Annotated in this window: 10 protein-coding genes; 7 read left to right on the top strand and 3 right to left on the bottom strand. The window is 72.9% G+C overall.

All coding sequences use genetic code 11. From position 1 onward, the window contains the following. Positions 1 to 128: 128 nt before the first annotated feature. The 3 genes from VM95_RS36075 to VM95_RS36065 all read left to right on the top strand — a co-directional run bounded on the left by VM95_RS36075 (position 129) and on the right by VM95_RS36065 (position 3,709). Positions 129 to 1,532 (top strand): dipeptidase, encoded by a 1,404-nt coding sequence (locus tag VM95_RS36075; RefSeq protein WP_045705203.1) that lies wholly within the window; start codon positions 129 to 131, stop codon positions 1,530 to 1,532. A 102-nt stretch (positions 1,533 to 1,634) separates the two neighbouring features. After that, on the top strand, positions 1,635 to 2,585 hold the full coding sequence (nudC, locus tag VM95_RS36070; protein WP_045705201.1) for an NAD(+) diphosphatase: 951 nt from the start codon (positions 1,635 to 1,637) through the stop codon (positions 2,583 to 2,585). A gap of 257 nt (positions 2,586 to 2,842) precedes the next feature. Then, positions 2,843 to 3,709: a GntR family transcriptional regulator gene (locus tag VM95_RS36065; protein WP_045705199.1), complete on the top strand. Its 867-nt coding sequence runs from the start codon at positions 2,843 to 2,845 to the stop codon at positions 3,707 to 3,709. A 40-nt stretch (positions 3,710 to 3,749) separates the two neighbouring features. On the opposite strand, the gene VM95_RS36060 is transcribed toward VM95_RS36065, so the two are convergent. Beyond that, the gene (locus tag VM95_RS36060) at positions 3,750 to 4,007 is read right to left on the bottom strand and encodes a mycoredoxin (RefSeq protein WP_045705197.1); all 258 of its coding nucleotides are present in this window, start codon (positions 4,005 to 4,007) and stop codon (positions 3,750 to 3,752) included. A gap of 287 nt (positions 4,008 to 4,294) precedes the next feature. Between VM95_RS36060 and VM95_RS36055 the strand changes: the two genes are divergently transcribed. The 4 genes from VM95_RS36055 to VM95_RS45755 all read left to right on the top strand — a co-directional run bounded on the left by VM95_RS36055 (position 4,295) and on the right by VM95_RS45755 (position 8,176). Then, positions 4,295 to 6,463, top strand: coding sequence for an ATP-dependent DNA helicase UvrD2 (locus VM95_RS36055; RefSeq protein ID WP_045705212.1), 2,169 nt, complete (start codon positions 4,295 to 4,297; stop codon positions 6,461 to 6,463). Positions 6,464 to 6,782: 319 nt separating this feature from the next. Continuing rightward, positions 6,783 to 7,244: a hypothetical protein gene (locus VM95_RS36050; RefSeq protein ID WP_045705194.1), complete on the top strand. Its 462-nt coding sequence runs from the start codon at positions 6,783 to 6,785 to the stop codon at positions 7,242 to 7,244. Positions 7,245 to 7,412: 168 nt separating this feature from the next. Next, positions 7,413 to 7,781 carry a WhiB family transcriptional regulator gene (locus tag VM95_RS36045; RefSeq protein WP_107073201.1) on the top strand — a complete coding sequence of 123 codons (369 nt, stop codon included), beginning with the start codon at positions 7,413 to 7,415 and terminating at the stop codon, positions 7,779 to 7,781. Positions 7,782 to 7,930: 149 nt separating this feature from the next. Then, the gene (locus tag VM95_RS45755; RefSeq protein ID WP_045705207.1) at positions 7,931 to 8,176 is read left to right on the top strand and encodes a hypothetical protein; all 246 of its coding nucleotides are present in this window, start codon (positions 7,931 to 7,933) and stop codon (positions 8,174 to 8,176) included. Positions 8,177 to 8,290: 114 nt separating this feature from the next. Here the strand turns inward: VM95_RS45755 and VM95_RS36035 are convergent, their stop codons facing one another. After that, the gene (locus VM95_RS36035) at positions 8,291 to 9,754 is read right to left on the bottom strand and encodes an ABC1 kinase family protein (protein WP_078861114.1); all 1,464 of its coding nucleotides are present in this window, start codon (positions 9,752 to 9,754) and stop codon (positions 8,291 to 8,293) included. 240 nt (positions 9,755 to 9,994) lie between these two features. Next, positions 9,995 to 10,600: a dihydrofolate reductase family protein gene (locus tag VM95_RS36030; protein ID WP_045705192.1), complete on the bottom strand. Its 606-nt coding sequence runs from the start codon at positions 10,598 to 10,600 to the stop codon at positions 9,995 to 9,997. Positions 10,601 to 10,736: the final 136 nt, after the last annotated feature.

Raw genomic sequence — 10,736 nt, 5'->3', positions numbered from 1 at the left:
GCCCGCCCCCGCGCCACCCCCGCCCGCGCCCGCGCCGTGGCGGGGGTGACGCAGGTTACAGCCGTCGCGGCGCCCGGCGACCCGACGGCCGGGGCGGGCACCCGCACGGGCGAACTACAGTCGTCGGTATGACGAGAACCCCGGACAGCGCCGTCCGCTCCTACATCGCCGAGCACCAGGCCGCCTTCCTCGCCGACCTCTCCGCATGGCTGGCCATCCCCTCGGTCTCCGCCGACCCCGGCCGCGCCGGCGAGGTGCGCCGCTCCGCCGAGTGGCTGGCCGCCAAGCTGCGCGACACCGGCTTCCCGGTCGCCGAGGTGTGGGAGACGGACGGCCTGCCGGCGGTGTTCGCCGAGTGGCCCTCCGGGGACCCGTCCGCGCCGACCGTCCTGGTCTACGGGCACCACGACGTGCAGCCCGCCGCCAAGGAGGACGGCTGGGCCACCGAGCCGTTCACCCCGACCGTCGTCGGCAAGCGGCTGTACGCCCGCGGCGCCGCCGACGACAAGGGCCAGGTGTTCTTCCACACCCTCGGCGTGCGCGCCCACCTCGCCGCCACCGGCCGCACCGCGCCGGCCGTCAACCTCAAGCTGCTGATCGAGGGCGAGGAGGAGTCCGGCTCGCCGAACTTCGCCGCCCTGGTCCGGCGCGAGGCCGAGCGGCTGGCCGCCGACGTCGTGATCATCTCGGACACCGGCATGTGGGCCGAGACCACCCCGACCGTCTGCACCGGCATGCGCGGCCTCGCCGACGCCCAGATCGACCTGTACGGGCCGGACACCGACATCCACTCCGGCTCCTTCGGCGGTGCCGTGCCCAACCCGGCGGCCGTCGCGGCCGAACTCGCCGCCGGCCTGCACGACGCCGACCGCAAGGTCGCCGTCCCCGGCTTCTACGACGGCGTCGTGGAGCTGACCGAGCGCGAGCGCGAACTCTTCGCCGAACTGCCCTTCGACGAGGAGGGCTGGCTGCGGGTCGCCAAGTCCCACGGCCTGCGCGGCGAGGCCGGCTACTCCACCCTGGAGCGGATCTGGGCCCGCCCCACCGCCGAGGTCAACGGCATCTGGGGCGGCTACACCGGCCCCGGCGGCAAGACCATCGTCCCGGCCTCCGCGCACCTCAAGCTGTCCTTCCGGCTGGTCGCCGGCCAGGAGGTCGAGAAGATCCGCGAGGCCGTGCGCGCCTGGGTCGCCGAGCGGGTCCCCGAGGGCATCCGCTACGAGCTGGCCTTCCCCGGCGCCACCCGGCCCTGCCTGACCCCGCTGGACCACCCGGCGCTGCGCTCCACCGTGCGCGCGATGGAGCGGGCCTTCGAGCAGAAGGTGCTGTTCACCCGCGAGGGCGGCTCCGGCCCCGCCGCCGACCTGCAGGACGTGCTCGGCGCGCCGGTGCTGTTCCTCGGCATCTCGGTGCCCTCGGACGGTTGGCACTCGGTGGACGAGAAGGTCGAACTGGACCTGCTGGCCAAGGGCGTGGAGACCGCCGCCTACCTGTGGGGCGACCTGGCCGAGAACTTCCGGCCCGGCGCGTGACCCGTACCGCGCGCACCCGTACCGCGCGTACCCGTACCGCGCGTACCCGTACCGCGCGCCCTGGCAGTCAGATCACTCATCCGGATGATTCACCACGTGGGGATGGAACCTGTGAGCACCGTGCCTGAGACCGAGCGTCCGACCCACCTGGCACTGGCCCGGGCCGGGGTGGACCGGGCGGCCGAGCACCGGTTCGACGAGCCGTGGCTGGCCGCCGCCTGGAGCCACCCGGCCACCCGGGTGCTGCCGATCGCCGGTGGCGAGGCCTTCGTCGTCGACACCGAGCGGGGCACCGAACTCGTGCTGCTGCCCTCCTTCGAGGCACCGCAGACCGGGGACCGGTACTTCCTGGGCACCGACGAGGACGGCGTCTCCTACTTCGCGCTGGCCGGCGAGAGCCTGCCCGGCCGGCTGGACGGCGACGCCCGCCCGGCCGGACTGCGCGAGGTCGGCGCCCTGCTGTCCGACCGGGACGCCGGCCTGCTGGTGCACGCCGTCGCCCTGGAGCACTGGCACCGGCTGCACAGCTTCTGCTCGCGCTGCGGGCACCCGACCGAGAAGGCCGGCGCCGGGCACGTGCGGCGCTGCACCTCCTGCGCGGCCGAGCACTACCCGCGCACCGACCCGGCGGTGATCATGGTGATCACCGACGAGCAGGACCGCTGCCTGCTCGGCCGCCAGGCGCTCTGGCCGGAGGGCCGCTGGTCCACGCTGGCCGGCTTCGTCGAGCCGGGGGAGTCGATCGAGCAGGCGGTGCGCCGCGAGGTGCAGGAGGAGGCCGGCGTCCGGGTCGGCGACGTCCGGTACGTCGCCAGCCAGCCCTGGCCGTTCCCGTCCAGCCTGATGCTCGGCTTCGAGGGCCGGGCCCTGCCCGGGGGCACCGCGATCACCGTGGACGGGGAGGAACTGGCCGAGGCGCGCTGGTTCTCCCGCGAGGAACTGCGGGCCGGGATGGAGGCGGGCGAGATCGTGCCGCCGTCCGGGATCTCGATCGCCCGGCACCTGGTCGAGCGCTGGTACGGCGAACCGCTGCCGGCGGCGGTGCGCTGGTAGTCCCGTTGGTCCCGATGTTCCCGTACGGATTCCGGCGGGCTCCGCAGAGGATTTCCGGATTGTTCGGAAAGGGGGCGTGCGATTCTCATCGCGCGCCCCCTTTTTCCTTCACGATCCCCGATCACATCATCAGTTCGTGGCCGGACGGGCCAGTTCTGCTACCACCCGGCACAGCCGGGAAACCGCCGTCAACCCGCACGGACGACATTGCCGGAAACGGCTGAAACCCGGTCACCGCGCTCGCTACATTCACTCGCGTGACGATCCCCCGGGGCACCGCCCAATCCCCCAAATACCAGCGCCTCGCCGCCGACCTGCGCCGCCGCATCGCCGAAGGCGAGTTCACCACCGACGCCGCCCTCCCGGTCGAGAGCGAACTGGAGCGCCAGTACGGCGTCGCCCGCAACACCGTCCGCCTCGCCGTCGACGTCCTCGTCAACGAAGGCCGACTGGTCCGCCTCCAGGGCAAGGGCACCTACCTGCGCGAACACCCCGTCCTCGACCACCGCGCCTACGGCCCCACCCTCGCCCCCGCGCCCCGCGACTGCCTCGCCGCCCCCTCCGGCGTCTACCTCGGCGAAGCCGCCGACGCCGGCCGCGAACTCGGCACCGACTTCGAGATGACCATCGTCCGCGCCCGCGTCGACATCGCCGAACGCCTCGGCCTGCGCCCCGGCGAAGCCATCGTCGTCCGCCGCCAACTGCGGCTGCTCGACCGCGAGCCCTACTCCATCGAGGAGAGCCACTACCGGGCCGGACTCGCCGCCGGCACCCCGCTGATGGAACCCGACCCCGTCGACGGCGGCGACGAGACCGTGCTCGCCGCACTCGGCCGCACCGAGATCGGCGCCGTCGACCACCTCGTCGCCCGGATGCCCGGCCCCGAGGAAGCCCAGTGGTTCCAGGGCGGCCCCGGCGTACCGCTGGTCGTCCAGACCCGCGTCACCTACGACCGGCGCGGGCCCGTCCGGGTCATCGAGACCCGCTACTCCGCCGACCGCTGCCGGCTCGTCTACGGCGTCGGCGACCTCGGCGCCCGCACCACCCTGCCCGCCCCCGCCGCGCCCGTCGACCCGGGCCGCATGACCGCCGGCACGGAACCGGCCCGGGCCGACGCGCCGTGACGCGCGCCGAACCGGGCCGGACCAGGAGCCTCGCGGCGCCTCAGGCCGCCAGGGCCTTCTTCACCTGCAGCAGGCTCGGGTTGGTCATCACGACCTGCTCGCCGCCGCCCACCGGCGTCACCAGCACCGTCGGAACCGTCTGGTTCCCGCCGTTCACCGACTCCACGAACGCGGCCGACGCCGGGTCCTCCTCGATGTTGATCTCGGTGTAGCCGATGCCCTCGCGCTCCAGCTGGCTCTTGAGGCGGTTGCAGTAGCCACACCAGGTCGTGCTGTACATCGTCACGCTGCCGGACATCGAGAGGGCTCCTTCGGGTTCGAGTGGGTCGTACGGTCTCCGCAACACCCACCGCACGGCGGGCATTCCAGCCGGTTCGCCGGTCCGCCCGCTGACCCGGGCGCACGCGAACGCGGAGCGATCATCCTGCGATCACACCGGGCCTGTGGACAACCCCGCCCCCGTTGTCCCCCCGGGCTGAGAGGATGGAACGCATGCAGGAAGACCTCTTGAGCGGCAGCCCGTACGACGCCAACCCCGGCCCCCACCACTGGGCCGACCCCGGCGCCGCCACCGGCCCCGACGCCGTGCTCGCCGGGCTCGACCCCGAACAGCGCGCCGTCGCCACCGCCCTGCACGGCCCCGTCTGCGTCCTCGCCGGCGCCGGCACCGGCAAGACCCGGGCCATCACCCACCGCATCGCCTACGGCGTGCGCAGCGGCGTCTACCAGCCCGCCCAGGTCCTCGCCGTCACCTTCACCGCCCGCGCCGCCGGCGAAATGCGCGGCCGCCTGCGCCAACTCGGCGCAGACGGCGTCCAGGCCCGCACCTTCCACGCCGCCGCCCTGCGCCAACTCCAGTACTTCTGGCCCCGCGCCGTCGGCGGCCCCACCCCCCAACTCCTCGAACGCAAGGTCCAACTCGTCGCCGAAGCCGCCGGCCGCTGCGGCCTGCGCGTCCAGCGCACCGAACTGCGCGACCTCACCGCCGAGATCGAATGGGCCAAGGTCACCCAGACCGGCCCCGACGACTACCCCGCCGCCGTCGCCAAATCCGGCCGCGACGCCCCCCGCGACCCCGCCGAGACCGCCCAGGTCTACCGCGTCTACGAAGAGACCAAGAGCCGCCGCGGCAACATCGACTTCGAGGACGTCCTGCTCCTCACCGCCGCCATCCTCGAAGACCGCCCCGACATCGCCGACCAGGTCCGCGCCCAGTACCGGCACTTCACCGTCGACGAGTACCAGGACGTCTCCCCGCTCCAGCAGCGCCTCCTCGACCAGTGGACCGGCCCCGGCGGCGGCGCCAGCCTCTGCGTCGTCGGCGACGCCAGCCAGACCATCTACTCCTTCACCGGCGCCACCCCCGACTACCTGCTCAACTTCCGCAGCCGCCACCCCGAGGCCACCGTCGTCAAACTCGTCCGCGACTACCGCTCCACCCCCCAGGTCGTCCACCTCGCCAACGGCCTGCTCGCCCAGGCCCGCGGCGAAGCCGCCCGACACCGCCTCGAACTCGTCTCCCAGCGCGAAACCGGCCCCGAACCCGTCTACACCGAGTACGACGACGAACCCACCGAGGCCGAGACCACCGCCCGCCGCATCAAGGACCTCCTCGCCACCGGCGTGCGCGCCAGCGAGATCGCCGTCCTCTTCCGCACCAACGGCCAGTCCGAGGTCTACGAACAGGCCCTCGCCGACCTCGGCGTCCCCTACCAGCTCAAGGGCGCCGAACGGTTCTTCGAACGCCCCGAGGTCCGCGACGCCGGCGTCCTGCTGCGCGGCGCCGCCCGCGCCGCCGACGACCCCCTCACCGCCGGCGCCCCCGACCTCGCCGGCCAGGTCCGCGCCGTCCTCGCCACCCGCGGCTTCACCCCCGAACCGCCCGCCGGCTCCGGCGCCGTCCGCGACCGCTGGGAATCCCTCGCCGCCCTCGTCCGGCTCGCCGAGGAATTCGAACGCACCTGCACCGCCGAAGGCCGCCGCGCCGACCTCGCCGCCTACGTCACCGAACTCGACGCCCGCGCCGCCGCCCAGCACGCCCCCGCCGTCGAAGGCGTCACCCTCGCCTCCCTGCACGCCGCCAAGGGCCTCGAATGGGACGCCGTCTACCTCGTAGGCCTCACCGAGGGCACCCTGCCGATCATCTACGCCAAGACCGACGAACAGATCGAGGAGGAACGCCGCCTCCTCTACGTCGGCGTCACCCGCGCCCGCAAACACCTCTCCCTCTCCTGGGCCCTCTCCCGCTCCCCGGGCGGCCGCGCCAGCCGCAAGCCCAGCCGCTTCCTCGACGGACTGCGCCCCGGCTCCGCCGCGCCCGGCGCACGCACCGGCGGGCGAGGGGGCCGGGGGAGCGTCGAACCCGGCGAGCGCTCCGCCGCCCGGCGGGTCCGCGGACCGGTCAAGTGCCGGGTCTGCGACCGCGTCCTGACCGAGGCCGTCGAGCGCAAGCTGCGCCGCTGCGAGGACTGCCCCTCCACGATGGACGAGGGGCTGTACGAGCGGCTGCGCGAGTGGCGGGCCCGGCAGGCGAAGAAGCAGGGCGCCCCGGCCTACGTCGTGTTCACCGACGCGACGCTGATGGCGATCGCCGAGGACGTGCCCGCCGGCCGCCAGGAACTGGCCCTGATCTCCGGGGTCGGCGCCATGAAGCTGGACAAGTACGGGGCTGCCGTGCTCTCGTTGTGTGCGGGGGAGGAGCCCGAGGAGGAACCGGAGGCCGTCGAGGACGGCGAACCGGCCGACTCGGCGTGAGCCGGCGCGGGCACGGTCCTGAGGGACTGCTCGAACGGCTTTCGACCCCGCGTGGAGCCCGCCGCGGGAAGCACCGCGGTTCACACCGCGAAACCCGCCGTGAAAAATAGTTTGCGCGGCGTACCGGGAGCGCAATAGCCTGCCGGAGCGGTCAAGGGGACTCGATCGCACGGGTCACACCTGTGCCGAATCCCCCGGGCCCGCCAGCTTCACACGCTTCACAGCTTCACGCGCTTCACACGCTTGACCGAGACAGACATCCGAAGATTCGGGGCCAGGGAGACCAGGCTCTGCGAGACGCCGAGAGGAGGCGAGTTCAGTGGGAAACATCATGATCACCAAAATGACTGGCCAGACCGCTGTTGCCGCCTCCCTGCGCGCCGCCCGCCTGCGGGCGTTCGCCGAGCTCGGTGGAACCGGTCTGGGTCTCGGTACCACCGGTGCCTCCGTCGTCCCCGCTGTCAGTGTCCTTGGACACACTGATCTCTGCGTCACGGGCGGCCGGAACGTCGAAGGCACCAGTGTCGAGACCGGTCTGTCCCGTGACTGGGCGGAGTCGTTCGGCACGTCGCGTCCGATGCGCGACGAGCGACCGACCCAGGCACCGAAGGCAGCAGTAGCCGCCGCCAAGCACGGCGGCTATGCGCAGGTCATCGGTGCCGGAGCCACCCAGAAGCAGAACGAGCAGCAGATTGAGCAGGCCAAGGCCGCCTTCATCGGCGCCGAGGCCATCCGGATGCGGGCCTTCCGCGGGCCTGAACCCTGGAGAGAACGAACCTGAGCCAGCCTCAGGTCGGTACCTCCAGGGCCGCGGAACCCGTCACACCGGGATCCGCGGCCCTTCTGTTTTGTCCGGTACGCAAGACCACCCAGGCCCCCCGGGGCCTCCGGCCCAGCACCACCAGTCCACTGGTCCGGAACCACTGAGAAGACGAGGAAGACGCAAACAGTGTCCACGGTCATCACACCGCCCACCCCGTCCGTACCGCCGACAAGCCAGATCACCAAGGCCGACCAGGCCGACCCCCCGGAGGTTCTTTCCATGCAGCTCGGTTCCATCGAGCAGGCCGAGGCCCTCGGCCTCCCCATCCCCTGCCGCGCCTTCGACCCCGAGGTCTTCTTCGCCGAGACGCCCGCCGACGTCGAGTACGCGAAGTCCCTCTGCGGCACCTGCCCCGTGAAGGAGGCCTGCCTGGCCGGCGCCCTGGAGCGGCGCGAGCCGTGGGGCGTCTGGGGCGGCGAGCTGTTCGTCCAGGGTGTCGTCGTGGCCCGCAAGCGGCCGCGTGGCCGCCCGCGCAAGACCGAGGTCATGGCGTGAATCCCGCCGACGCCAGGGCCGTCCGCCGGGGAGAGCAGCCCCCGCTGGACACCGCCCTCCGCCGATCCGTACGGATAGCCGCCGCCAAGACCGACGCGCTGGCCCGCACCGCCCCCTTCCCGACGACGCACCACGAGCAGGACCACGACATGACCCCCGCCGCCATCGATCCGACCGTCCGCGCCGAGCAGACCACCGAACTCCAGATCCAGAACAGGACCCTCGAAATGCAACTGCTCCACGAATCCCTGGCCCGGGCCCATATGCAAGACAGGCTCCACGAGGCCGAGGAGCAACGGCTCGTCACCCGGGTCATCCGGGCCCGCAGGCTCCGGCAGCGGGCCGAGCGGGCCTCGATGCGGGCCCGCAAGGCGCTCGCCGTCGCCCTGATGTAGTCCCGCGCCGCGCGGTGGCCGTCGCCACCGCCGCCAGGACCATCCCCTGTCGTGCCGCAGGCCGCCCCCCGTTCGCGGGGAGCGGCCTGCGGTCGTTGCGGCCTCGGCGAGGCATCAGTCCTTGCGGCGGGGGGCCTTGGCCACGGTGGTCCCGGCGGCGGCGCTCTTGCCGGCGGCGCTCTTGGGGCTCTTGGCCGTCCCGGTGGTCTTGGCGGCCTTGGCTGCCTTGGCAGGAGGAGCCTCGGGCGGCGTCGCGGCGAAGCCGGGGAGCCACTGCAGCAGCTCCTGCCGGTACGACGCCCGCGCACCCAACTGACACAGCACCCCGATGGTGCTCAGCGTCACCCGATGGATCAGCAGGTAGGCCGGCGGCAGGTTCAACTGCTTCGCCAGGTTGTAGGCGGGGGAACGCGGATCGGCGATCCGGGCCGCCTGCGCGCGCATCCACGTCCGGGTGAAGTGGAAGTTGTCCACCGAAGCCGGCTCGATGATCGGCAGCAGATAGTCCAGCACCGCATCCGCGTCCAACTGGATCGAGGGCTTCACGTAGCCCTCCTTGCGTAGCATCCGCAGCACGCCCGCCGCGTCCCCGTCCAGCGCCATCCGCAGCCCGACCCCGATCGGCTCGGGCAGACCGCCCGGCAGCCGGTCCACCGTGCCGAAGTCCAGCACGCCCAACCGCCAGCCGGACACCGGGCCGTCGTCCTTCAACAGCCGGAAGTTGCCCGGGTGCGGGTCAGCGTGCAGCAGGCCCGTCCGGGACGGCCCGGCGAACAGGAACCGGACCAGCAGCTGCCCGGCGCGGTCGCGCTCCTCCTGGGTGCCGCGGGCGATCACCTCGGCCAGCGGGGTGCCGTCCATCCACTCCGTGACCAGCACCTGGTCGGCCTGCGCCACCACGGCCGGCACCACGATCTCCGGATCGTCCGCGAACTCCTCCGCGTGCCGGCGCTGCGCCTGCGCCTCCAGCTCGTAGTCGAGCTCCTCGGAGACCCGCTCGCGCAGCTCGGAGATCAGCGGCTTGATGTCCAGACCCGGGATCAGCGGGCCCAACAGCCAGGCCACCCGGCTCAGTTGGTTCAGGTCCGCGAGCAGCGCGTCGCCCGCGCCCGGGTACTGCACCTTGACGGCGACCTTGCGGCCGTCGTGCCAAACCGCCCGGTGCACCTGCCCGATCGAGGCGGCCGCCGCCGGGCGGTCGTCGAACTCCACGAACAGCTTGCGCCAGTCGTCCCCGAGCCGCTGGGCGAGCGCGGTGTGCACCGTGGCGGAGGGCATCGGGGGAGCGGCGTCCTGCAGCTTGGTCAGCGCGGCCCGGTACGGCCCGGCGACCTCCTCGGGCAGCGCGGCCTCGAAGACGGACAGGATCTGCCCGAACTTCATCGCCCCGCCCTTGAGCTCGCCGAGGACCTTGAACAGCTGGTCGGCGGTGGCCTGCTGGAGCTCGGCCGTCACCACCTCGGCGGAGCGGCCGCCGATGCGCCGGCCCAGGCCGAGAGTGGCGCGGCCCGCTATTCCCAGCGGCAGGGCGGCGAGCCGTGCCGTGCGGGTCACTGCCTTGCGTGGAAGATCGCTCACCCGGGCCTCCAATCCTTGGCCCCCCGACGCCGGACGGGCCCCCACCATCACTAGGCCATTGTGCCCGCTCCCCGTCCCGGGCCTGCCGGTATTTCGTCGGGCCGGGAGGTGGGCGTGGGCGGGGCCCCGGGAGGCGGCGGTGGCGCGGTCGGCGCCGGAGGGTCGGCGAGGCCAGGTGGGACCGGGTGGGCGCGGGCGTAGGAAGTCGGACAGGCCGACTTCCTACGTGGGTGGTGGGCGTCAGGCGGTGGTGGCGTCGGCGGCGCGGCGGTAGGTGGTCACCTGGGTGCCCGTCTTGGCAGTCTCGGAGGAGACCAGCTCGAAGGCGCGGCGGACGCCGTCGGTCGGGAAGATCGTCTTGCCTCCGCCGAGCACCACCGGCATCACCATGAGGCGCAGCTCGTCCACCAGGTCCGCGCTCAGGAGTGAGCGGACCAGCGTCGGGCTGCCCATGACCAGCAGGTCGCGGCCGTCCGCCGCGCGCTGCGCGCGAGCCCAGGAGGCGGCCTCCGGGCCGGGGACGAGGGCGGTGTTCGTCCAGGTGAGGTCGGCCTCGGTGAGGGTGTCGGAGACCACGTACTTCCTGATGGAGTTCATCTGGTCGGCGAACGGGTCGCCCGCGCGCCCGGGCCAGGCGGCGGCCATCGTCTGCCAGGTGCGGCGGCCGAAGAGCAGGGCGTCGGCGTCGGCCAGCGTGTCGTTGATGAAGGGGCCCAGGGTGCTCGGGTCGAAGAACGGGTGGGACCAGCCACCGTGCGCGAAGCCGCCCTCGGTGTCCTCCTGCGGGCCGCCGGGGGCCTGCACGACGCCGTCGAGGCTGATGAACTCGTTGATCACGATGCGCATGGGTGTTCCTCTGGCTTCCTGGGGTGTTCGGGGTTGCGAGGGGTGGACCGGCTGGCCCTCGGAGAATCATCGCTCGCAACTCGTGAGGTAGGTCACATATTCACCTCCCGGGCCCTCCCCCTCCCCCCTCCCCCCC

Origin of the sequence: Streptomyces rubellomurinus (assembly GCF_000961885.1) — a bacterium.
In the GTDB taxonomy this organism is placed as follows: domain Bacteria; phylum Actinomycetota; class Actinomycetes; order Streptomycetales; family Streptomycetaceae; genus Kitasatospora; species Kitasatospora rubellomurina.
The sequence above is the reverse complement of the archived record's forward strand: the minus strand, read 5'-3'. Positions and strand labels throughout refer to the sequence as shown.